Raw genomic sequence first — 23,452 nt, 5'->3', positions numbered from 1 at the left:
CGAAGATGAGGTCAGAACTCCTCCCAGGCACCGGGAGCAGCGGCAACGGCGGCATTTCCTGCATGCCGCTGTACGAGGGCTCTCGGTTCGGGACGAGATTGGCGGGCGACTTGAACGGGTCTGGGCTGGCTGGCCGCAGACGCGCCGACGACGAACCTGCCGGCCGAGTCCTGCAGAAGACGTCCCTGCTGCAGCAGTTCCTGGCAGGCCGCGTTCGTTTCCTCGACCATTGCCGCGTTCTGCTGTGTCGCCTGATCCATCTGGTTGATCGCGCCGTTGATTTCCTGCAGACCCGTCGCCTGTTCGCGATAGGACTGGACGATGGAAGCGATACTGTCGCTGATGCGGTTGATCTGCTCCTCGATCTTCAGCAAGGCGTCGCCGGTTTCGTTCACCAGCCCGACGCCCGCGGCAACTTCCTGGCCGGATACGTTGATCAGGTTCTTGATTTCCTTTGCCGCATTTGCCGACCGCTGGGCGAGTTCACGCACCTCCTGCGCGACAACCGCAAAACCCTTGCCGGCCTCGCCGGCGCGCGCCGCCTCGACGCCGGCATTCAGCGCCAGTAGGTTTGTCTGGAACGCGATTTCGTCGATGACGCCGATGATGCGGCCGATCTGACTCGACGAGGTCTGAATGCGGTCCATCGCTCCGATTGCATCACGCACCACCGTTGCCGAGACATGAGCGCTCCGCTTGGTTTCCTCGACCAGCTTGCCGGCATTTTCGGCTCGCTGCGACGATGTTCTGACCGTGGTGGTCACCTCATCCAGTGCCGCGGCGGTCTGTTCCAATGCTGCCGCCTGCTGCTCGGTCCGCCTGGCGAGTTGATCGGCGGAGGATGCCAGCTCGCTCGACCCGCCTTCGACCGCGACCGAGGCGGTCTTGATCTCTGTCAGCGCAGCCGCGACCGCTTCGACCATGTTGTTGAAATCCTGCCGCAATTTATCGAATTCAGGACCGAGATCGGCCAGGTGTATCGAGAAGTCGCCTGCGGCAAGCTTTTCCAGTGAGTTTGCAAGAGCGGTCATGACCAGCCGCTGGGTGTTGCTGGCCTCTTCCGTGAACAATGCGTTGCGCGCCCGTTCGGCGTCGAGCGAAGCGCTCTGCTCGGCAGCGGCCTGCTCTCTTTCGACCTTGGCGATCGCTTCATGACGGAAAACTTCCAACGCGCGCGCCAGAAAGCCGATCTCGTCGCCATTTTCCTTGTAGGTAACGGGAGAGGCCAAATCGCCTTTCTGCAACGCGCTGATTCGTTCGCTGATCACCCTGATGGGCCGGCCGACCAGGCTGCGCATGGCGAGAAGGAAGGCAACGACGGCCATGGCGGTGATCGCGGACTGCGTGAGCAGCGAAATGAGAACCTTCTGCCTGACTTCGGCAGCGATTTTTTCGACAGACCAATTCGTGACGATGTAACCGGCGGCCTTGCCTGACTTGTCCAGCGGAAGCGGCGCGATGATCGTGATCACGCCAGCGGATATTCCACTGTCATCAATCGTCGTTTTTTCCGGCTTCGCACTAAGGCTCTTCGCCAGGTCCGCCGGTGTGGGCAAACCGTTGATGCCGTCGCGTGTCCATGTATCGACGGCGGCAGGTTCGGCGTTGAATGCGGCAAACTGCACAAGATCGAGCGAGGGGTCGTCGCGGTAGAGCGAATAAGCCTCTCGAACGGCGTTCGCCTTCCCCCATTTCACGCCGCCGGCGGCCAGAGATGCAAACTGCTCCGCATCCTTGGACCAGTTCGCCTTGGCGCCATCGATCAATGCCCGGGTTTCGTACATCCAGGTATAGGTGGCGAAAGCGGAAATGCCGCAGAGATTGACGGCAACGATAATCGCCGCCAGCTTGGCTGTCAGAGGCATCGTTTTCAAAAATTGGAACATTCCGCGGCGGCCTAGAATTGCGGCTCAGTCGGACATGTTCCCGACCGGCGTCTCAATACGGGCATCCGCGCTGACGGTCACATCACGAGCCCTCATGCCCATGTCCGGATTGCAACCCAAAACGCGCAAACGCAGTGTGTATTTGATATGTGAATAAATCATAAAGTAGAATGGTATGCCGGAGCACACGCGGGTCATTTCACTCTGGCGCGCCTGCGTCGAGGTTTGCGAACCGCTGTGGGAAGAGTGCTCCATCGCGCCAGGGAGATCAGCTATTTTCCGCCACGGCCTCTTCGGGCTCGGCATGCCGGCGCTTGCGGCCGCGCGCCGTCAGCTCCGCGCCGACATCATGCGGCAGGCGCAGGAAGGTGATGCAGGCCAGTGCCGAAATCGCCGAGACGCTGAAGAAGGCGATATGGAAATCAGAGACCAGCAGCCTGCCGCCGTGAAAGCTGCTCGAAATTTCGAGGATGCCGCCGGCGATCGCCACACCCATCGCCATGGAGATACGCTGGGCAACGGCATTGATCGCGGTTGCCTGGCTGCTGTCGGCGTCATCGACATCGCCGAAGGCCATGGCGTTGACGCCCGAGAAAGCCAGGGAGCGGAACAGGCCGCCGATCAGCAGGCAGGCCATGATCAGGAACAGCGGCGTTTCGGCGGTGAACAGGCCGTTGATGCCGAGGAAGATCGCCGCCAGCAAGGTGGTGAGCGAGATCACCGTGCGAAAGCCGAAAGCATTGAAGGTGCGCGAGGCTGCGAATTTCGAGCCCATGGAGCCGAGCGCGCTGACGAAGGTGACCGAGCCCGATTGCAGCGGCGTCAGGCCGAAGCCGAGCTGCAGCATCAATGGCATCAGGAAGGGCAGGGCGCCGAGCCCCATGCGAAAATTCGAGGCGCCGAGGATCGCTGCCCGAAACATCGGGTAACGGAACATCTTCGGGTCGAGAAGCGGATAGGGCGCGCGGCGAGCATGCAGGAGGTAGAGGAGGCCGGCAAGGATGCCGATCGCAACCGTGACATAACCGTAGATGACGGGCACGGCCGGCAGGCTGATCACCGACACGCCGAAGACGAAGCCGGAGAAGCCGATGCCGCAAAGGAAGAAGCCGGGGAAGTCCATCGGCCGCGGACTGCGTGGCTCGACCGCCGGCAGGAAGCGTGTGACGAGGATGATGCCGAGCACGCCGATCGGGACGTTGATCCAGAAGATCCAGTGCCAGGTGAGATAGGTGGTGAGGAAACCGCCGATCGGCGGACCCATGATCGGGCCGATCAAAGCGGGAATGGTAAGCCAGGCCATGGCATCGACGAGTTCGTGGCGCGGAGTTCCCCTGACCAGCAGCAGGCGGCTGACCGGGGTCATCATCGAGCCGCCGGCGCCCTGGATCAGGCGCGAGACGACGAAGGCCGTGATCGAGTTGGAAAAGGCGCAAGCGATCGAGCCGATCATGAAAACGAAGATCGCCATGCGGAAGATGTTGCGCGCACCGAAACGATCGGACATCCAGCCGCTGATCGGGATGAAGATCGCCAGTGCCACGAGATAGCTGGTGACGGCAAGCTTCAGCGCGATCGGCGAGGTGCCGATATCGGCGGCGATTGCCGGCAGGCTGGTGGCGATCACGGTCGAATCCATCTGTTCCATGAACAGGGCGACCGCAAGGATCATGGGTGTGAGGCGGGGCACGGGCAACCGGGATGCTGCGAAGAATTGTATCAGTCCATACCCCTTCGGCGGGGACAAGGCCATAGAAACTATCGATGAAGGGGCTTGCCTAGCCGCTTCAAACCGACGCGGGTGAGCTTGTTCCCTTTCCTCTTCGCGGAGACTTGGGGGATTGATCGAGGCTGCGGCTTGCACCCTCTTCTCCCCGGCGGGGAGAAGGTGGCCCGCAGGGTCGGATGAGGGGCCACACGCACGCCCTTCATTGCTCTTCGCTTGCGCTCAGCGCATTCGCGGCTTCGCCGCTCGCCCCCTCAACCGCCTGCCGGCACCTTTGTAACTTCCCGCTGGGGAGAAGAGATTCGTGGCAGCGCCGTGTTCCCCCATGCAAGCTGAAGAGAAGAGCGGTGGCAGCGCCCGGCTTGACGGTGGCATCGGAGCCGGCTTGCCGCCGCCGCGCTTTCCTGAAATAGATGCGCCGTCAGGTGCCCGCCGATAAGGCGGGAGAATCGAGAATCCGGTGCAAGACCGGAACGTGCCCAACGCTGTAAGGCCGACGCTTGCCGCTTCATCACGCCACTGGCTTTTCGCCGGGAAGGCTGCGGCAGACGGATGACGCCGAGTCAGAAGACCGGCCTGGCAAGATAGACCGATCCGCGCGGACAGCGGGGCGGTCGCGTTGTTGGGGATTTGACGATGCGACCCTTTGATGAGGATGCCCTTTCGGCGGCGTCCGGTTTTTCCTTGGCCGAACGCGAGGCCGTCTATCACGCGATCATGACGCGGCGCGACGTTCGCAGCCAGTTTCGACCCGATCCTTTGCCTGACGATGTCGTGCAGCGGCTGCTGACGGCCGCTCACCACGCACCCTCGGTCGGCTTCATGCAGCCGTGGAATTTCATTCTGGTGAAAAGTGCCGCTGTGCGGGCGCGCGTCCGGGATGCCTTTGCGAGTGCCAACGAGGAGGCGGCGCAGATGTTTGCCGGCGAGCGGCAGCAGGCCTACCGCGCCCTCAAGCTCGAAGGCATCGTCGAGGCGCCGCTCGGCATATGCGTGACCTGCGATCCCACGCGCAGCGGCAGCGTGGTGCTGGGGCGCACCCACAATCCGAAGATGGATTCATACTCGACCGTCTGCGCCATTCAGAATCTCTGGCTGGCGGCGCGGGCGGAAGGGGTCGGCATCGGCTGGGTCAGCATTTTTCGCGAAGGCGATCTGAAAACCATTCTCGGCATACCCGAGCATATCGAGGTGATCGCCTGGCTCTGTGCCGGTTTCGTCGATCGGCTCTATGATGAGCCGGAACTCTCCGTCAAAGGCTGGCGGCAGCGGCTGCCGCTCGAAGACCTCGTCTTCCATGATGGGTGGGGACTGAACACCTAGGGCACGGTCTTCCCGGGGGCCGTGCGGTCGAGCATGGCCTCAATCGCACAGTCACGCCATTGACCGTCAAGGTGAGCAAACCGATGTCGGTATCGCCGACGCCGGGCGAGGCCGAGATATCTTTATTCCTGGCCTTCATATCGATACGCTGAAGGCGAATCTCGGAATTTCCAATAGATATTCGGCTATCGGCGGCTCAATCGGAGGATAACGGCCCAATGAACATGATCGACTTGAAGGAACGCATCATCGTGATCACAGGCGGTGCGCGGGGCATCGGCTACGCGATCGCAGAGCGCGTCATCCAGTCTGGTGGCAAGGTGGCCATCTGGGACTTGAACGAAAGCATGGCGAAGGACAGCGCTACCGCTCTCGGATCCGGCACGGTCGCTTTCGGCGTCAACGTCGCAGATCCCCAATCAGTGAAAAACGCGGCGGCGACGACCGAGGAGATTTTTGGCCGTATCGACGGCCTCGTCAATTCCGCCGGGATTACCGGTCCGGTAAAACCCACGATCGAATACGATCTCGACGAGTGGAAAGACGTCGTCGATGTCTGCCTGACGGGAACCTTCAATTGTTGCAGGCACGTCGTTCCGGTCATGTCAAAACGCGATTACGGACGGATCGTGAACATCTCTTCGGTTGCGGGCAAGGAAGGAAATCCGAACATCGCCGCCTACAGCGCAGCGAAAGCTGGTGTGCTGGGCTTCACCAAGTCTCTTGGCAAGGAACTCGCAAAGACGGGAATCGCCGTGAACGCGGTAACGCCGACCACAGCAAAGACACCTATATTGGACGGGCTGACAGCCGAATTTATCGAATATATGCGCGTCCGCATTCCGCGCGACCGTTTTGTCGAACTGCGTGAGATCGCTTCGATGGTCGTCTGGCTGCTCTCCGAAGAGAACTCCTACACGACCGCATCGACGTTCGACCTGAGCGGCGGTCGTACGACCTACTGACCATGCTCGAGCGACCCGCATTCACATCCCGCCGCACGTTCACGCGACATCGCCGTCATCTCATGTATCCTGGCACAACGCCGCTATGGCTCGGCCACCGCCGTTCCAGCTGTTCGATCACTGCTGCTGTTGCGGCTGCGGACCTGACGTTGCCGGGTTGGCGAGATCAATCGACCCCTGATCGCCGGCCAGGAACTGCGGGCCGACCTGACGGACGCGGTTCTGCGTCGGATCATACGGACGCTCGGGAACGGACTGCTGCGGTGCGATCTGCGCTGTGCCATCCTTCGCCGGGGGATTGGTGCGGATGGTGGTGATCGAGCCCTGCTGCGGCGGTTCGCTCACCGCCTGCTTGCCGCGCATCTCCTCGTAATAGGCGGTGAGATTGCAGGCGCAGGCGGACTTTTCCCCGGGCGTGCGGTTCTTGTAGGCAAAGGCGTTCTTCATGGCGCTGTAGGGCGTGCCCGTTGCGACCGAGATCATGTTCGAGGCTTCGGTGCTTGTCACGTCACGATAGTACAGTTCGGTCTCGATGCCCGGGCACATCTTGGCGCAGGTTTGGGCGTCGCGGCCGAAATCGACCGATGTGGCGTTCGAGCTGATCGGGAAGAAGCCGCCGTCGCAGCTGCGCACACACATGGTGCTGACCGGCGAGAGCATCTCGGCCCGCGGCAGGCCGTAGCGCGGATCGACCTCTTCACCGCCGCCGAGCGGAATGAAGGTATTGGTGCGCATCGCCTGTTCCTCGACGCTCGGAGCCGGTTCGTTGGCGCTGCGGTCGCTCGGAGCATAGAAGTTTTCGCTGTTGCAGCGGTTGCGGTCGAGAGCCGCGACCAGTTCGCGGCGCGCGTCGTCATCGGCGCCATTCTGGCTGGCCAGCTCGTTGCGGCGGTCCTGGAGATAGCGGATGTTGTCGATCATGCGGGCTTCGGACTGCGAGAGTTCGGCGCAATAATCGGCATTCTCGCCGCCGATCACGACCATGCTGCCCGAGGTGCAGCCATTGCTGCGCAGCTCGTTGCGAACTTTGCGCAGCTCGAGGTTCTGCTCGGCCATGGCGCTAGAATATTGGCGCGCTTCCGGGCCGTTGCCATTGCCGATCGACCGCGGCAAGTCGGCCAGGCGGCCGCGCAGGTCTTCACAGACGGCGCTGCTTTGCGCGGCCGCAGGCGCCGCAAAGGCAAGGAGAAGGGCAAGAGACAGGTTTCGGCGTTTCACGGCGTCGTCCCGGAATGAGCAAAGAATCGATCGGTCGATTGCGGCCTCGATCGCCGCGCGTTGTCTCTTAACGTGTTTCTCTTAATAAGCTCGGAGAAATTCCTAGCGCATTTTCGCGATTTTATCCAGTGGACCGCCAGAGACCCAGTGTTCGATTGTGAAGAAGCTGCCGATGGCAATCAACGAGGCCAGTGCTCCGCTCCAATCTCCAGGGTCGCTTGGGGAACGTACTCATATCAGGACGTCGAAAATGACAGGTATTGCCAACGAACTCAGCTCCCCCGCAACGACAGTCGGGCTGCCGGAAACCCAAGACGGCTTCCACGTCTTCGTGGACGGTTGTTATGAACCGGGTTCTGGGCACGGAGGCTGGGCATTCGTCGTTTATCGCGATACCGCGGAAATCGCGTCCGGCTTCGGTGGCGCCGAAGATTCCGCCAATAATTCGATGGAATTGACCGCCGTGCTCAGGGCGGCAATCTGGATCAACAGCGAGGCAAGCGCCGAGCCTGTCACCATCTGGTCCGATTCCGTCTACGCCGTCAAAGGCTGCAACAGCTGGCGACATATCTGGAAGAACAACGGCTGGAAGAAGGGCAGCCCGAATGGGAATGCGCGAAGGCGAACGATCGCCAATGCGGAACTCTGGAAGGCGGTCGATCTTCAACTATCCCAGAATGCGCTCATGACCATTGTCTGGTGCAAAGGCCATTCCGGCATTGCCGGCAACGAACGCGCGGATGCGCTCGCAGAGAAGGGGCGCCTGTCGATACGGAGTGTCTGATATGTGTGACATCAGGACATGTGTCGAGACGGCTTCAAGGTCTTTACGTTGGGTTGCGGGCAACCGGCTCAAGCCGGTTGCGATGCCTCGACGACGGCGAGCGCTGCCATATTGACGACGCCGCGGGAGGTGACCGAGGGGGCGAGAATGTGGGCGGGCAGGGCGGTGCCGAGCAGGATCGGGCCGACATGCAGGCCGTCGGTCATCGACTTGACCACGCCGAGGGTGATGTTGGCGGCATCGAGGTTCGGGAAGACCAGGAGGTTCGCCTCATCGTGCAGGGTCGTGTCCGGCATGACGCGCTTGCGCAACGCTTCGGTGATGGCGCTTTCGCCGTGCATCTCACCGTCGACCTCAAGGTCGGGCGCGGCTTCGCGCACGAGCTGCAGGGCGTTGCGCATCTTCGTGGCGCTTTCGGATTCACGCGAGCCGAAATTGGAATGCGAGACCAGGGCGGCGCGCGGCGTGAGGCCGAAACGGCGGATTTCCTCGGCCGCCAGCACCGTCGCCTCGGCGACCTCCTCGGCGGTCGGATTGAAGGTGACATAGGTGTCGGTGAAGAAGGTGGCGCCGCGCTGCGAAATCATCAGGCTGAGGGCTGAGAAATCGCGGACATCTTTGCGCTTGCCGATGATCAGGCGGACGTCGCGCAGATGCTTCTCGTAACGCCCTTCCAGGCCGCAGATCAGCGCATCGGCCTCGCCGCGCCTCAGCGCCAGCGCGCCGATGACGGTGGTGTTGGTGCGCACGATCGTGCGGGCCGCTTCCGGGATGACGCCGCGGCGGCCGACGAGGGAGAAATAGAGATCGACATATTCGCGGAAGCGCGGATCGTCTTCCGGATTGATGACTTCGAAATCCTGCAGCGGCCGGATGCGCAAGCCGTATCGCTTCAGGCGCGTCTCGATGACTTGCGGGCGGCCGATCAGGATCGGTTCGGCGAGGCCTTCCTCGAGCAGCACCTGGGCGGCGCGCAATACGCGTTCGTCCTCGCCTTCGGAAAAGATGACGCGCTTGCGTTCGGCGGCCTTGGCCGCGGTAAAGATCGGCTTCATGACGAAGCCGGAGCGGAAGACGAAGCGGTTCAGCTGGTCGAGATAGGCGTCGAAATCCTGGATCGGGCGGCGTGCGACGCCGCTCTGTTCGGCGGCCTTGGCGACTGCAGGTGCGATGCGCAGGATCAGGCGCGGATCGAAGGGCGAGGGGATGAGATAGTCAGGGCCGAAGACCGGAGTTTCACCGGAATAGGCGCGGGCGGCGACATCCGACGGTTCTTCGCGGGCAAGGGCTGCGATGGCGCGCACGGCCGCCATCTTCATTTCCTCGTTGATCGTCTCAGCGCCGCAATCGAGCGCGCCGCGGAAGATATAGGGGAAGCAGAGGACGTTATTGACCTGGTTGGCGAAATCCGAGCGGCCGGTGCAGATCATCGCGTCGGGGCGGGCGGCACGGGCGAGATCGGGCATGATCTCCGGCGTCGGATTGGCAAGCGCCATGATCAACGGCTTGTCGGCCATCTGCGCCAGCAGCTCCGGCTTCAACACGCCGGCGGCCGAAAGGCCGAGGAAGACGTCGGCGCCGCCGATATTTTCGGCGAGCGTGCGCGTATCGCTCTTCTGGGCATAGATGGATTTCCATTCGTCCATTAGCTCGATACGGCCCTCATAGACGAGGCCTTCGAGATCGTGGACCCAGATGTTTTCGCGTTTTGCTCCGAGAATGACCAGCAGGTTGAGGCAGGCAAGGGCGGCAGCACCGGCGCCGGAGGCGACGATCTTGATGTCGGCGATGTTTTTGCCGGCGAGTTCCAACCCGTTCAGGATCGCGGCGGCGACGATGATCGCCGTGCCGTGCTGGTCGTCGTGGAAGACGGGGATCTTCATCTTCTCGCGCAGGCGCCGCTCGACCTCGAAACATTCCGGCGCCTTGATGTCTTCGAGGTTGATGCCGCCGAAAGTCGGCTCCAGCGAGGCGATGGTCGAGACCATCTGCTCGACGCCCGGGGCATCGATCTCGATATCGAAGACGTCGATGCCGGCGAATTTCTTGAAGAGCACGGCCTTGCCCTCCATGACCGGCTTGGAGGCCAGCGGGCCGATATTGCCGAGGCCGAGCACGGCGGTGCCGTTGGAGATGACGGCGACGAGATTGGCGCGCGAGGTATATTCGGCCGCCATCTCGGGATTGTCGCGGATGGCAAGACAGGGGGCGGCAACGCCGGGCGAATAGGCGAGCGCCAGGTCGCGCTGGTTGCCGAGCGGCTTGGTCGCCTGGATCTCAAGCTTGCCGGGGCGGGGATAGCGGTGGAAGAAAAGCGCCTGTTCGTCTAGATCGCCGCTCGTCAGGTTCTTTTCTGTCTTCGATTTTTCCGGGTGATCCATCGCCGCCTCCGTGCACGTCTTTTGAGCTCCCTCCATACATCAATCGGATACCGGCGACAGTATGGAAATGGCGGAGTTGGCGAGTTTTTGTCCGGGCAATAAAACATCCCGCCCTCGCAGACGGGATGTCGGTCCTGCCGGTCGATGGGAGACCTCAGGCGGCGAGGTTTATCCAGGCAGGGGCGATGGCGGTTCCGCGGCCGAGGCCGTAGCCGAGGCGGATATTGAGCATGCCCAGCGGTTCCAGGAGCTTGGCAGCGTCGAGGCCTCCAGTCTTTTCGACGGCAAATCCTGCGTCCACGACCAGTCTGGAAACCTTTTCCACCGCGTCTTCGTCATTTCCTGCGACAAATACCGGCACCTTGGCCGTGGTATCGCGGGACGCGTTGAAGAGCTCGGCGAAGATGGTGTTGAAAGCTTTGACCACCTTGGCACCGATCGCGGCATTCTGGATTTTGTCGGCAGCGGAGGTCTCGTGGCCGAAGAGCAGACCGGAGAAATCGGGCTTCAGGGGATTGCTGATGTCGACGACGATCTTGCCCGAGAGCGACGGCGAGGCGGCGATCTCAAGAGCACTGGCATAGGGAACGGCGAGGATGACGATCCCCGCGGCAGCGATCGCCTCCGCAATAGTGGCGCTTTCAACGCCGAGGCTTTCGGCAAGGCTGCGCGCGGCCTGATCGTTACGTCCCGCGACGATCAGGTCAGTCTTCCCGGCAAGGCGTGAGGCCAGGCCCTTGCCCATGTTTCCGATGCCGATAATTGCAGTCTTCATCGTTCTGTCTCCTGTTTCCGATGTGATGGTCTCAGGGATACATCCGAAATATTCCGTCGTTAATTGCATTGATATCGATAACAGAGATGCATAAAAGTATCGAATGCCCGATCTTCTGAACTTGCAGACGCTTATTGCCGCCGCGACATCGGGGAGTTTCGCCGCCGCCGCGAAACGCCTCGGTATTTCGCCTGCCATGGTCGGCAGGCGCATCCAGGCGCTGGAGCATGAGTATGGGGTCAAGCTGATCGAACGCACGACGCGTACGCAGCGGCTGACCGAGGTCGGGTCCCGTTTCCTGGTCAAGGCAAACACAATCATCGATGAGTTGGAGGAACTCAATGACATCTCCCGGCCTGACGCCGAGGCCATGTCGGGACGCCTGCGTTTAAGCGCTCCGACGACACTGGGGATCAAGCGGCTTGCGCCCGTTATGGCCGAACTCGCGGAGCGGCATCCGGCACTTTCGGTCGAGCTCAATCTCAGCGATCGCAATGTCGACTTGGTGGCCGAGGGGTATGATCTGGCGATCCGGATCGGCGAATTGAAGCCCTCGTCGCTCATTGCGCGGCGCGTCGGCAGCTATCATTTTGTCTGCTGCGCCTCTCCGGCATATCTCGATAGGTTTTCCATGCCGGAGAGGCCCGAGGATCTTCGCCTTGGCCGCTGCATCCTCAACCTCAATCTCGTGCCTCGAGACGAATGGCCGTTCGAGACAAAGGACGGTGAGAGTTTCACGGTTGGGGTTCGCGGCAACATCGAGATCGACAACGGAGAGGCGCTGCGGATGGCGGCGCTTGCCGGGGCAGGCATCATCTACGTTCCGGTGGATCTCGTGGCGGAAGACATAGTGGATGGCCGACTGGTGGAAGTTCTGGCTGGCTGGCGGAAACTGGTGCTGCCGATCCACGCCATTCATCCGTCACGCCGGTTCGTACCCGGAAGGATTGGCGCGGTCATTGAGGCCATTGCTCGGGGACTGCGGGATTAGGGCCTGTTCCACCGCATGCCGGGATTGCCGGGATTGCCGCCGCAGGCATCGATTTCCCATGAAAATTCAATAGGAAGCCGCTTCCTTTCGTTGCGGGCGCAGAGGGCTAATCCTTTTCGAAACTTGTTTGACGACCGCAGCAAGCGCAAAATGCCGGCCGCGACGGTGCGGGGCGCCGGTCGCATGGAGGAAATCATGGACAATTTGAACCTGACGACCCTGCAAAGGGGGCAGACGATGGTCAATGACGTGGCCATCGATGCCTTTGCCGCCGGATTTCGCGGCAGTCTCCTGACCAGTAAAGACATGGATTACAACGAGGCGCGGGCGATCTGGAATGCGATGATCGACCGGCGGCCCGGGCTTATTGCGCGATGCGCGGGTGCTGCCGATGTCGTGCGGGCGGTGCGGTTTGCACGCGACAACAATCTGCTCCTTTCGGTGCGCGGCGGTGGGCACGGCATCGCCGGCAATGCCGTCTGCGAGGGCGGCGTCGTCATCGACCTGTCGGCGATGAAATCGGTGCGGGTCGACCCGCAGACGCGGCGCGCCAGGATCGAGCCGGGCGCCACGCTTGCCGATGTCGACCAGGAAACGCTGGCCTTCGGGCTGGTGCTGCCGACCGGCATCAATTCCACGACCGGCATTGCCGGACTGACGCTCGGCGGCGGCTTCGGCTGGCTGACCCGCAAATTTGGGCTGACGCTGGATAATCTGTTTTCGGTTGATGTGGTGACGGCCGACGGCGAACTGGTCAAGGCGAGCGAGACGGAAATGCCGGATCTCTTCTGGGCGCTGCGGGGCGGCGGCGGCAATTTCGGCGTCGTGACCTCCTTCGAGTTCCAGCTCAACCCTCTCAACACAGAGGTTCTCGCTGGGCTGGTCGTGCATCCCTTCGCCGATGCGGAGAAGGTGCTGAGGGAATACCGGCAGGCGCTGGACGCGGCCCCTGACGAACTGACCTGCTGGGTGGTGATGCGCCAGGCGCCGCCTCTGCCGTTCCTTCCCGCGGAATGGCACGGCAAGGAAATCGTTGTGCTCGCCATGTGTTATTGCGGAGACATCGCGGCGGGCGAAAAGGCGACAGCCAGATTGCGCGCGATCGGAAATCCGATTGCCGACGTTGTCGGTCCGGTGCCGTTCACCGGCTGGCAGCAGGCCTTCGATCCACTGTTGACACCGGGTGCGCGCAATTACTGGAAGAGCCAGGATTTTGCCTCTCTCTCTGATGTCGCGATCGAGGTTCTGCTCAATGCCGTGCGCAGGCTGCCCGGCCCGGAATGCGAGATCTTCATCGGCCATGTCGGCGGTGCGGCTGGCCGCGTGGCCACCGAGGCCACCGCATTTCCGCAGCGCAGCTCGCATTTCGTCATGAATGTGCATGCGCGCTGGCGGGAGGCCGGGATGGATGGAAGCTGCATCAGCTGGGCGCGGGATCTGTTCGAGGCAACCAAGCCGCATTCGGTCGGCACGGCCTACATCAACTTCATGCCCGAAGACGAAGGCGACCGCGTCGAGACTGCCTACGGCGCCAACTACGCTCGCCTTGCCGAGATCAAGCGGCGCTACGATCCGAACAATCTGTTCCGGATGAACCAGAATGTTAAACCGATGGCGGCAGTGCGAGCTGCCTAGCCCCGACGATCCCGCGCTCGGGTGATATAGCCGGGCGCGGGATGAGGCGCCAATCGCTTGTCACCCGTCGGTGAGTTCAATCAATTCGCGCAGCAGAACCGCGTCGTCGGACGCGGCATGGTCGTCAGGCCTCAAAACATGGGCAAGCCATGCGCCGTCCGCCGCCAAGCGAACGATCTCTAGCCGCATTCCCATGTCGGTTTCGGCGTGCCTGACCAGCCGGTCATTCATCCATCTGTGCCAGAGGCTCTTGGAGTAGGGGTCGGCTAGCACCGTCATCGTCTGCGCCGACCACGGGCTGTTGGCAAGGGCTCGGTCGGCAAACAGGGTGCGGACATAGGCGCGGGTGAATGTGCCATGGCCGCCCTTATCCTTTTCAAGCTCCTCGTCGATCTCGCGATCGAGGCTTTCCATCATGCCGTCGAACACGGCCTCTATAAGAGCCTGCTTATTGTGGAAGTGATGAAACAGACCTCCCTTGGTCACGCCGGCTGCGCTGGCGACGGCCTGCAGGCTGACGGCAGCCAGACCATGCTCGAGCGCCAGCTTCCTGGCGCAATCGAGAAGAGCCTGCCGCACGACATCCGGCTGTTTCTTTCTGTTGCGGGGGCTATCTACCAATGCATGACCTGTGTTCGAGATAAGCTTCGCGCCGAGGCGGCCCGGGAAGATCAGTATCACTCCCGGGATCGCCGGACCATGGGAGTTCCGATCATGATAATGCTATCATACCAACCGGTAGGTATCTTGCAAAGCAAAAAAAGATCGACTATCTGTCGGTTAAGGAGGCCCGCCGAACGTCATTTCGGCGGGCTGTGCTTTTTTGGACCCCAGCGGGACCAGCAGGAAGGCTGATGAACATGCTATTTGGAACGAAATCATTGCGTTACACGCTTGTCCTGGCGCTGATATTCGGTGCCGGCCTGCCGGCTTACGCACAGGAAGGCGGCGCGATGCCGCCTGCGGCCGTCAGCGTCCTGACGCTCAACGCGCGTCCGGTTCCCGTTATCAGCGAATTGCCCGGCCGCATTGCGGCGACGCGCGTTTCCGAAGTGCGTGCCAGGGTTTCCGGCATACTGCAGGAACGGATCTTCGAGCAGGGCAGCCTCGTTCATCAGGGCGACGTGCTCTACCGGATCGATCCGGCGCTGTTCCGGGTCCGCGTGGCAAGCGCGGAGGCAAGCCTCGATCGCGCCAGGGCGACGCAGCTGAATGCCCGCCAGCAGTTGGACCGGCAGAAGTCGCTGCGCGACCGCGATGTCGCAAGCGGTATCGAATACGATGCGGCTGCCGTCGCCCTTGCCCAGGCCGATGCCGATGTCGCGCTGGCGCAGGCAGCGCTCGACGAAGCGAAGATCAATCTCGGCTATACCGAAGTTCGTGCGCCTATCACAGGCATCATCGGCGGCGCGCTGGTGACGGAAGGTGCGCTGGTGACGGCCGATGGCGGCGATGCGCTGGCGATGATCCAGCAGATCGACCCCGTTTATGCCGACTTCACGCAATCCTCCGGAGACCTGCTGGCGCTGAAGCGGGCGGTCGAGAACGGCAGCCTCACGTCGACCGAACCAGGCAAGGCCGACATCAAGCTCGTCTTCGACGACGGCACGGTCTATGGCGAAGCCGGTAAGCTTCTCTTCAGCAGCGCCAGCGTCGATGCGACGACGGGCCAGGTCACCCTTCGCGGTGAATTCCCCAATCCGAAGGGCGACCTGCTGCCCGGTCTTTACGTCCGTGTTCGCATCGAACAGGCCGTCCGGGAGAAGGCGATCCTCATCCCGCAGCGCGCCGTCATCCGCACGGCCGACGGCAAGGCGCAGGTCTACGTCGTCCAGGAGGGAGACGTAGCACAGCCGCGCGACGTCGAGCTCGGTCAATCCTTCGGCAATGAATGGGTGGTCGAAAGCGGCCTGTCATCAGGTGAGCGTCTCGTTGTCGACGGCAGCCAGAAGCTGCAGCCGGGCGCAAAGGTCGCGCCGGAAGAGTGGCGGGATGGCCAGCTCGCGTCCGGTGACGCCAAGAAGCCGGAGTAAGGTCGATGGCACGTTTCTTTATCGATCGCCCGATCCTAGCCTGGGTCTTTGCGATCTTCATCTCCCTCGCCGGTCTGATCGCGCTGCCGTTCCTGCCGGTTGCGCAATATCCGAAGGTCGCGCCGCCACAGCTCAGCATCACCACCAGCTATCCCGGCGCATCGCCGCAGGACATTTATCAAGGCGTCACCCGCCAGATCGAAGAAGAGCTGAACGGGGTCGAGCACCTTTCCTATTTCGAGTCGACCTCCGATACATCGGGTGCGATGACGATCACCGCCACCTTTGCGGCCGGAACCGATATCGACCAGGCCTCGGTCGACGTTCAGAACGCCATCCGCCGCGTCGAACCGCGGCTGCCGCAATCCGTCAAGGATCAGGGCATCACGGTCGAGGAGGCATCGTCGGGCTTCCTGATGTTCATCTCGCTGACTTCGACGGACGGGAAGACCGACGAGGTGGCGCTCGGCGACTATCTCAACCGAAACGTCATCGGCGAGCTGCGCCGTCTCGAGGGCGTCGGCCGCGCCCAGCTATTTGCCTCGCAGCGGGCGATGCGCATCTGGATCGACCCCGACAAGATGGTCGGCCTGAACCTCACCGCGTCCGACATCAGCGCGGCGATCTCGGCGCAGAACGCCCAGGTCGCGGCAGGCCAGATCGGTGCAGCACCCAATCCGATCTCGCAGGACCTGACGGCGACGGTGCTGGTGAAGGGGCAGCTGACCGACATCAAGGAGTTCGGAGACATCGTGTTGCGCGCCAATGCCGACGGATCGAACGTCAGGCTACGCGACGTCGCGCGCATCGAAGAGGGCAGCGAGAGCTACAGCTTCTCCACCCGCTTGAACGGGCAGCCGAGTGCCGCCATCGCCATCCAGCTGTCGTCGACGGGCAATGCCGTCAACACCTCCAACCTGGTCAAGGCGAAGATGGAGGAGCTGTCACGCTTCTTCCCTGATGGCGTCGAATATTCCGTTCCTTATGATACCAGCCCGTTCGTCTCGGCATCGATCGAGAAGGTGGCGCATACGCTCGCAGAAGCCGTCGCGCTCGTCTTTGTCGTCATGCTCATCTTCCTGCAGAGCTTCCGCTACACCATCATTCCAACGCTCGTCGTGCCCGTCGCGCTGCTCGGGACGCTTGCTGTCATGTTTGCCGCCGGCTTCTCGATCAACGTGCTGACGATGTTTGCGATGGTGCTTGCCATCGGCATTCTCGTCGACGACGCCATCGTGGTGGTGGAAAACGTCGAGCGGCTGATGGCGGTGGAAGGGCTGTCACCGAAGGAAGCGACCAAGAAGGCGATGCGGCAGATCACCGGCGCGATCCTCGGGATTACGCTGGTTCTCTCCTGCGTCTTCGTACCAATGGCGTTCTTCCCGGGCTCCACCGGCATCATCTACCGTCAGTTCAGCCTGACCATGGTCGTATCCATCCTGTTTTCGGCCTTCCTGGCGCTGTCGCTGACCCCGGCGCTTTGCGCCACCTTCCTGAAGCCGATCAAGGGTCATCACGAGAAGAAGGGCATCGCCGGCTGGTTCAACCGCAACTTCGACCGGCTGACCGGCCGCTATGCCCGCACCGTCGAGGGACTGGCCAAGCGCTCCTGGCGGGTGATGGCCGTCTATGTCGCGCTGCTCATCGGCCTTGGCTACCTCTTCGTCAACCTGCCGAGCAGCTTCGTGCCGGATGAAGATCAGGGCTTCCTGATCGTCGACGTGCAGGGACCGCCGGAGGCGAGCCGCAACCGCACGGTGGCCTCGCTTGAAAGCATCGAAGCGATCTTCAAGAAGGAGCCGGCCGTTGCCAACGTCGTCGCGATCCAGGGCTTCAGCTTCTCGGGGCAGGGACCGAACGCCGCCCTGGTGTTCGTCACGCTCAAGGACTGGGCTGAACGCGGCGCCGGCAATTCGGTGCAGGAGATCTCCAACCGCGCCAATATGCAGCTGTTTGGACTGAAGGACGCGACGTCCTTCGCGTTGTCGCCGCCGCCGATCGAAGGGTTCGGCACGACCAACGGCTTCACCTTCCGCCTTCAGGATCGCGGGGCGAAGGGCCAGGCGGCACTGACCGAGGCGGCGGGAATGCTGATCGGCAAGGCATCGCAGAACCCCATCATCGCAGGCATCCGCCCGGAAGGCATGCCTGACTCGGCCCAGCTCGTGCTCGTCATCGATCGCGAGAAGGCAAATACCTTCGGTGTCGCCTTCGCCGACATCAACAGCACGATCACCGCCAATCTCGGTTCGAGCTATGTCAACGACTTCCCGAATTCGGGCCGCATGCAGCGCGTCATCGTGCAGGCGCAGGACAAGAGCAGACTTCAGGCGGAAGACCTGATGAAGCTCAATGTCCGCAATGCGAGCGGCGGCATGGTGCCGCTATCGTCCTTTGCCGTCGCTGAATGGCAGAAGGGACCGGCGCAGATCGTCGGTTATAACGGCTACCCTTCCGTGCGTATCTCTGGCGCTCCGGCGCCGGGATATTCGTCGGGGGCGGCGATTACCGAAATGGAGCGGCTGGCCTCGGAACTTCCCGACGGCTTCGGCTTCGAATGGACCGGCCAGTCGCTGGAGGAGCTGAGATCGGGATCGCAGGCGCCGTTCCTGTTCGGCCTCAGCATTCTCTTCGTCTTCCTGCTGCTATCGGGGCTTTACGAGAGCTGGTCCATCCCGTTGTCGGTGATGCTGGTCGTGCCGCTCGGCGTCATCGGCTGCGTGCTCGCGGTGATGAGCCGCGACATGACCAACGACATCTACTTCAAGGTCGGCCTGATCGCGATCATCGGGCTGTCGGCAAAGAACGCCATCCTGATCGTCGAATTCGCCAAGGACGGTTTTGCCGAGGGCAAATCGCTGATGGATGCCGCGATCGAAGGCGCTCGTCTGCGCTTCCGGCCGATCATCATGACCTCGCTCGCCTTCACATTGGGCGTGGTGCCTCTGGCGATCGCCACCGGACCAAGTGCTGCGAGCCAGAATGCCATCGGCACGGGCGTGCTTGGCGGCATGATCTCGGCGACGGTGCTGGCGATCTTCTTCGTTCCGGTCTTCTTCGTCTTCGTGCTGCGTCTCTTGAGGACGAAGCGGCCGGAGACTGTGAACGAGGAGGCGCCGGCCGGGCAGGAGCCTGCGCCGGTGACGTCGCCGACCTGAGGTGAAGAGTTGGCGGGTTGCCTTGCGCAACCCGCCGCACCTTTGCGCCGGTCCGATTTCAGGAATTATGCGATCGGCTTCGGCGTGATCGTCACGTCAGCGCCATAGGCATCGCGCAGTTCGCCTTCCTGTCCCGGCTGCCGGTCGGCGGCTTGATGCAGCAGGATCGACTCGTATCCTTGCGAGCGCGTCCCCTCGATCAGGGTGATATCGGCGTTTCCGGGATTGTCGGAGCGCTCGAACCACTCGACGGGGCGGTGCAGGAAATTCATCTCGACCGCCCGGTTGGTGACGCCATGGCCGACGATCACGACGTTGTGGTCGCTATTTTCGGCGTCGTGCATGACTGTCTGGAGGAACAGGCGCACCCGTTGGGCCACATCCGCCCGGCTTTCGCCATCCGGCGGCCGTGCGTAGAACTTGCCGCTGTTGCTGCGCAGCCTCGCCCATTTTTCGAACTCCTCGGGAAACTTCTGCTTCTGTTCGGCGTGGTCGTAGATTTCGGTGAAGAGACCGAAATCCTGCTCGCGCAGCAGATAATCCTCCCTGATATCGCCGACGAAGCTTTCCGGCAGGGCTTCGAGCAGCGCATCCTTGCTCTGCCGGGTCCTGAGAAAGGGCGAATACCAGATCTGCAGCTTGCCGAAACCCGCGCTCGGCAAAGCCTCGAGATAGGACGCGATCACGCCGCCTGCCTCGAGAGCCTGCCGATGGCCCCATCGCGTCAGCGGCACGTTGTGATCGCCGAATTGACGGTAGGCCTGTTCGTTGATGTTGCCGAGGGATTCGCCGTGGCGAACGAGAAAGAGACGCATCAGCCATCCCGCATTGTCGATATGAATCGCCGCCATCATGAACGCCCTGAATGCGCAGGGCAACATTGTCGGCGGGCCTAGCGGCGACGGGCATTATGCCCGCGGGATGAACAGCTTTGCAGGGCTTTTCCCCAAGCTTGTCATCTTCCTGAAACACGAGTCTGGTTTTGGAAGGTTAGATGAAAGATGGGACATGAGCGGCAGCTCGTGAAAGACATGATGGAACCCAGACATTTCCGCACGCTCTTCATTTCCGATGTCCATCTCGGCTCGAAGGCCGCGAAGGCCGACTTCCTGCTGGATTTCCTGCGCCACCACGAGGCCGATACGATCGTGCTCGTCGGCGACATCGTCGACGGCTGGCGCCTGAAGCGCAGCTGGTACTGGCCACAGGTCTGCAACGATGTCGTCCAGAAACTGTTGCGCAAGGCCCGCAAGGGCACGCGCGTCGTCTATATTCCCGGCAATCATGACGAGTTCCTGCGCGCCTTCCCGGGCATGCATTTCGGCGGCATCGAGGTCGTCGAGCGCATGATGCATGACGGCGCCGATGGCAAGAAATACCTGATCCTGCACGGCGACGAGTTCGACGTCGTGGTCCGCAACGCCCGGCTGCTCGCCTATCTCGGCGACTGGGCCTATGACACGGCGATCCGCATCAACATCATCCTGGCGGCGGTGCGCCGCCGGCTCGGCATGCCCTACTGGTCGTTCTCGGCCTGGGCGAAGCTGCAGGTCAAGCATGCCGTCAATTTCATCGGCGAATTCGAGCGCGTCGTGGCCGAGGAAGCCCGCAAAAACGGCGCCGACGGCGTGATCTGCGGACATATCCATCATGCCATCATCCAGGATATGGACGGCATCCGCTACATCAACACCGGTGATTGGGTGGAAAGCTGCACGGCGGTCGCCGAGCACGAGGACGGCACGTTCGAACTGATCACCTGGCGGGCGCTCGCCAGCAGCGTGCCGGCGCTTGCCGCCATCGAAATGCATGACGAGGGTGAGCTGGCCCCGCAAGCCGCCTGATTTTGGCACCCGCCCTTTACAGCGCCGCGCGTCTTTTCAGACGCGCAAAGGACGCCGTAGCACTTTGAAATTTTGCAGTAGGAATTTAGCCGTTACCGCAAGGCGACAGGCCCTATTTATTTTCTAAAACGTTTCAGAAGGGCTATTTCTCGCAATAGTCGCTTCCAGGGTGGTGTGTTAGGACAGCGACGAGTTTCCTTCAGGTCCATCCATGATTCCCGCTCAAAATTCCCCGACGGGTGAGGGAGCGCCGCCGCGCTTCCGATTGCTCAGCGCGCTTTCCTATTGCGCGCCGCTGCTCGTCAATGGCATCGTCCTGCCGTTCTTCCCCGTCTGGCTTGCGGGCCACAGCTTCAGCGACCACGAAATCGGTGTGATCCTGGCCGTTCCGATGGTGGTGCGCGTGCTGGTGGCGCCTGTTGTCGCCATGATCGCCGACCGGATGAAGGAGCGCGCCGACGTGCTGCTCTGGTCAGGCAGTCTGTCGCTGCTGACGGCGGTAGCACTCTACTGGACGACGACTTTCTGGCCTGTCTTCATCGTCTTTACGCTGCAGGGCGCCACCTTCGCGCCCTATGTGCCGGTCGTCGAATCGATCGTCATATCGGGCGTGCGCCGCTGGGGTCTCGATTACGGATCGATGCGGGTCTGGGGCTCGATTGCTTTCATCGTTTCGACGCTGGTTGGCGGCGAACTCATCAACCAGTGGGGCGGGGGGATGGTGCTGCCGATCATGATGTTCGGCTTTATCATGACCGTGGTCATGGCAATCTTCTGCCCGCGCATCGGGCCGACGCGGCGGCGAGGCCAGCCGATCGATCTTCCGGCCGCCACCGGCAGCGGCCTGCGTGAGCCGCACCTGCTGCTGCTATTGATTGGAGTCGCCATCCAGCAATCGAGCCATGCGGTGCTCAACGCCTTCTCCTCGATCTACTGGCATCACCTCGGCTTTTCCGGTACCGAGGTCGGCCTCCTCTGGAGCGCCGGCGTCGCTTCGGAAGTGACGGTGTTCTTCCTGTCGAAGCGCCTCAGCCGTCGCTTCGACGCCTGGACTCTGATCCGCTTCGGCTGCGCCATCAGCGTCTGCCGCTGGATCCTGTTTCCGATGAATACGGGATTTGCCGGTTTCTTCCTGCTGCAATGTTTCCACGGCTTCACCTACGCCTTCGTGCATACGGGCGTGCAGCGGCGGATCGTGGCGACGGTGCAGGAGACGCAGGAATCCTCGGCGCAGGGCGCCTATTTCTTCTATGTCGGCATGGCGATGGCGCTGATGACCCTGGCGTCGGGTTATCTCTACGCCTGGCTCGGCGTCGTCAGCTATTACGTCATGGCCGTGGTGGCGTTCGCCGGCCTCGGCCTCGTCATCTTCGCCTATTACCTTCAGCCCCAAAGGCTAGTTTCGGGCGGAAAGACCAGGGAAGCGGCGTAACGCAGGCCGGGTTCGCGGTCGCGGGCAAGCAGCAGCGGACCATCGAGATCGACGAAATCGGCATTCTGCGCGAGCAGAACGGCGGGCGCCATGGCAAGCGAGGTGCCGACCATGCAGCCGATCATGATACTGAATCCGAGCCGTTCGGCCTCGGCCTTCATCGACAGCGCCTCCGTCAGGCCGCCGGTCTTGTCGAGCTTGATGTTGATCGCGTCGTAGCGGTCGGCAAGGCTTGCGAGATCGCCGGTGTGGTGGACGCTCTCATCGGCGCAGACGAGGAGCGGGCGGCGGATTTCGGCGAGCAGCCCATCGCGGCCGGCCGGCAGTGGCTGCTCGACGAGGGCGATGCCTGCTTCGGCGGCGATATGGAGATGACGCTCCAACACCGCTTCCGGCCAGCCCTCATTGGCGTCGAGGATGATTTCGGCATCGGGTGCGGCGGCGCGGACGGCGCGGATGCGGCTTTCATCGTCGCCGGTGCCGACCTTGACCTTCAGCAGGGCGCGGCCGGCATGCTCGCGCGCCTGGGCGGCCATCACCTCCGGCTCACCGAGCGAGATGGTGTAGGCGGTGGTGAGCGGCTGCGGAGCGGAAAGGCCGAGGCGGGCGGCGACGCTGTCTCCCGTCCGCTTCGCCTCGAGATCCCAGAGGGCGCAATCGACGGCGTTGCGGGCCGCACCCGGCGGCATCGCCGACAGCAGGTCGCGGCGCGAAATACCGGCCTCGATCAGCGGTCGCGCCGCCTCGATCTGGGCGAAAACACTCTCCATGGTCTCGCCGTAGCGGCGGTAGGGCACGCATTCGCCAAGCCCCTGCGCACCCTCTTCGATAAGCGCGCAGGTGATGACCTCGGCTTCGGTCTTTGCCCCGCGCGAGATGGTGAAGGTCCCGGCAATCGGAAAGGAATTCATCTGGATATCGAGGGTGCGCGGCATTATTGCTCTCCTGCAAGCATGGAAATTGCACGGTGCTTCTGTATATTGACGCGCCGGACGGACGATCTGCTTCGCGATTCGGCAATGTCGCTGTAAGCCTTGAAAGACACAAGTATCTTGACCGCCGAGAATCGCAACGCCGCCTCACTGCAAGTGGACGACCAGGCCGATGGCTCGGGACAGCGTGTGCGTCTTCAGGGCAATTGGCGCAGCGCCTACATCCATCTGGTGCTACGCGATTTCGAAAAGCTCCTGCAGAAGAAGACTGGCGACCTGACGGTAGACCTCTCGGAGATTTCGGAGATTGACACAGCCGGCATCTGGCTGCTGTGCCGGCTGAAGAAGCAAGAAGAGGCGGGCGGGAGG

General features: G+C 62.2%; 19 protein-coding genes and 1 riboswitch. Of the genes, 11 read left to right on the top strand and 8 right to left on the bottom strand.

What is annotated here, in order from left to right; all coding sequences use genetic code 11:
- Positions 1–11 precede the first annotated feature (11 nt).
- Together GR198_RS12150 and GR198_RS12145 are read right to left on the bottom strand one after the other, a co-directional pair.
- Complete coding sequence (locus GR198_RS12150) at positions 12–1,886, bottom strand: HAMP domain-containing methyl-accepting chemotaxis protein (protein ID WP_017960699.1); 1,875 nt, start codon at positions 1,884–1,886, stop codon at positions 12–14.
- Between the two features lie 268 nt (positions 1,887–2,154).
- Positions 2,155–3,558 (bottom strand): MFS transporter, encoded by a 1,404-nt coding sequence (locus tag GR198_RS12145; protein ID WP_164069064.1) that lies wholly within the window; start codon positions 3,556–3,558, stop codon positions 2,155–2,157.
- 460 nt (positions 3,559–4,018) lie between these two features.
- A riboswitch (cobalamin riboswitch) is annotated at positions 4,019–4,206 on the top strand.
- 42 nt (positions 4,207–4,248) lie between these two features.
- Here GR198_RS12145 and bluB point away from each other — a divergent pair.
- Together bluB and GR198_RS12135 are read left to right on the top strand one after the other, a co-directional pair.
- Positions 4,249–4,935, top strand: coding sequence for a 5,6-dimethylbenzimidazole synthase (bluB, locus tag GR198_RS12140; protein ID WP_164051914.1), 687 nt, complete (start codon positions 4,249–4,251; stop codon positions 4,933–4,935).
- A 218-nt stretch (positions 4,936–5,153) separates the two neighbouring features.
- Positions 5,154–5,900: an SDR family NAD(P)-dependent oxidoreductase gene (locus tag GR198_RS12135; RefSeq protein WP_164069063.1), complete on the top strand. Its 747-nt coding sequence runs from the start codon at positions 5,154–5,156 to the stop codon at positions 5,898–5,900.
- A gap of 117 nt (positions 5,901–6,017) precedes the next feature.
- Here the strand turns inward: GR198_RS12135 and GR198_RS12130 are convergent, their stop codons facing one another.
- The gene (locus GR198_RS12130) at positions 6,018–7,118 is read right to left on the bottom strand and encodes a DUF2865 domain-containing protein (protein ID WP_164069062.1); all 1,101 of its coding nucleotides are present in this window, start codon (positions 7,116–7,118) and stop codon (positions 6,018–6,020) included.
- Between the two features lie 250 nt (positions 7,119–7,368).
- On the opposite strand from GR198_RS12130, the gene GR198_RS12125 reads away from it, so the two are divergent.
- A complete protein-coding gene (locus GR198_RS12125) occupies positions 7,369–7,902 on the top strand; it encodes a ribonuclease H family protein (RefSeq protein ID WP_164069061.1) in 534 nt (177 codons plus the stop codon).
- 68 nt (positions 7,903–7,970) lie between these two features.
- On the opposite strand, the gene GR198_RS12120 is transcribed toward GR198_RS12125, so the two are convergent.
- Positions 7,971–10,283, bottom strand: a complete 2,313-nt coding sequence (locus GR198_RS12120) for an NADP-dependent malic enzyme (protein WP_029875491.1) — start codon at positions 10,281–10,283, stop codon at positions 7,971–7,973.
- Between the two features lie 154 nt (positions 10,284–10,437).
- A complete protein-coding gene (locus GR198_RS12115) occupies positions 10,438–11,058 on the bottom strand; it encodes an NADPH-dependent F420 reductase (protein WP_029875490.1) in 621 nt (206 codons plus the stop codon).
- 103 nt (positions 11,059–11,161) lie between these two features.
- Between GR198_RS12115 and GR198_RS12110 the strand changes: the two genes are divergently transcribed.
- Together GR198_RS12110 and GR198_RS12105 are read left to right on the top strand one after the other, a co-directional pair.
- Positions 11,162–12,049, top strand: a complete 888-nt coding sequence (locus tag GR198_RS12110; protein ID WP_029875489.1) for a LysR family transcriptional regulator — start codon at positions 11,162–11,164, stop codon at positions 12,047–12,049.
- A 195-nt stretch (positions 12,050–12,244) separates the two neighbouring features.
- Positions 12,245–13,684, top strand: coding sequence for an FAD-binding oxidoreductase (locus GR198_RS12105; RefSeq protein ID WP_029875488.1), 1,440 nt, complete (start codon positions 12,245–12,247; stop codon positions 13,682–13,684).
- A 60-nt stretch (positions 13,685–13,744) separates the two neighbouring features.
- On the opposite strand, the gene GR198_RS12100 is transcribed toward GR198_RS12105, so the two are convergent.
- Entirely contained in the window at positions 13,745–14,305 is a 561-nt protein-coding gene (locus GR198_RS12100; RefSeq protein WP_164069060.1) for a TetR/AcrR family transcriptional regulator, read from the bottom strand.
- Positions 14,306–14,538: 233 nt separating this feature from the next.
- Here GR198_RS12100 and GR198_RS12095 point away from each other — a divergent pair, with 233 nt between their 5' ends.
- A complete protein-coding gene (locus tag GR198_RS12095; RefSeq protein ID WP_029875486.1) occupies positions 14,539–15,717 on the top strand; it encodes an efflux RND transporter periplasmic adaptor subunit in 1,179 nt (392 codons plus the stop codon).
- Positions 15,718–15,722: 5 nt separating this feature from the next.
- Positions 15,723–18,875: an efflux RND transporter permease subunit gene (locus tag GR198_RS12090; RefSeq protein ID WP_029875485.1), complete on the top strand. Its 3,153-nt coding sequence runs from the start codon at positions 15,723–15,725 to the stop codon at positions 18,873–18,875.
- 65 nt (positions 18,876–18,940) lie between these two features.
- Here the strand turns inward: GR198_RS12090 and GR198_RS12085 are convergent, their stop codons facing one another.
- On the bottom strand, positions 18,941–19,690 hold the full coding sequence (locus tag GR198_RS12085) for a histidine phosphatase family protein (RefSeq protein ID WP_029875484.1): 750 nt from the start codon (positions 19,688–19,690) through the stop codon (positions 18,941–18,943).
- A gap of 37 nt (positions 19,691–19,727) precedes the next feature.
- On the opposite strand from GR198_RS12085, the gene GR198_RS12080 reads away from it, so the two are divergent.
- The 3 genes from GR198_RS12080 to GR198_RS12070 all read left to right on the top strand — a co-directional run bounded on the left by GR198_RS12080 (position 19,728) and on the right by GR198_RS12070 (position 22,151).
- The gene (locus GR198_RS12080; RefSeq protein WP_164045836.1) at positions 19,728–19,901 is read left to right on the top strand and encodes a hypothetical protein; all 174 of its coding nucleotides are present in this window, start codon (positions 19,728–19,730) and stop codon (positions 19,899–19,901) included.
- Positions 19,877–20,719, top strand: coding sequence for a UDP-2,3-diacylglucosamine diphosphatase (locus GR198_RS12075; protein WP_024321852.1), 843 nt, complete (start codon positions 19,877–19,879; stop codon positions 20,717–20,719). The genes GR198_RS12080 and GR198_RS12075 overlap by 25 nt, the downstream gene beginning before the upstream one ends.
- A 211-nt stretch (positions 20,720–20,930) precedes the next feature.
- The gene (locus tag GR198_RS12070; protein WP_029875483.1) at positions 20,931–22,151 is read left to right on the top strand and encodes an MFS transporter; all 1,221 of its coding nucleotides are present in this window, start codon (positions 20,931–20,933) and stop codon (positions 22,149–22,151) included.
- On the opposite strand, the gene dgcA is transcribed toward GR198_RS12070, so the two are convergent.
- Positions 22,103–23,086: an N-acetyl-D-Glu racemase DgcA gene (gene dgcA / locus GR198_RS12065; protein WP_164069059.1), complete on the bottom strand. Its 984-nt coding sequence runs from the start codon at positions 23,084–23,086 to the stop codon at positions 22,103–22,105. The genes GR198_RS12070 and dgcA overlap by 49 nt on opposite strands.
- Before the next feature lie 99 nt (positions 23,087–23,185).
- On the opposite strand from dgcA, the gene GR198_RS12060 reads away from it, so the two are divergent.
- Positions 23,186–23,452, top strand: a 267-nt coding sequence (locus GR198_RS12060; RefSeq protein ID WP_164069058.1) for an STAS domain-containing protein, incomplete at its 3' end; no start/stop codon positions are given.

This window comes from Rhizobium leguminosarum (assembly GCF_010668065.1).
GTDB classification, from domain to species: domain Bacteria; phylum Pseudomonadota; class Alphaproteobacteria; order Rhizobiales; family Rhizobiaceae; genus Rhizobium; species Rhizobium leguminosarum_S.
Note: the sequence above shows the minus strand (reverse complement) of the source record. Positions and strands in the feature narration are given on the sequence as shown.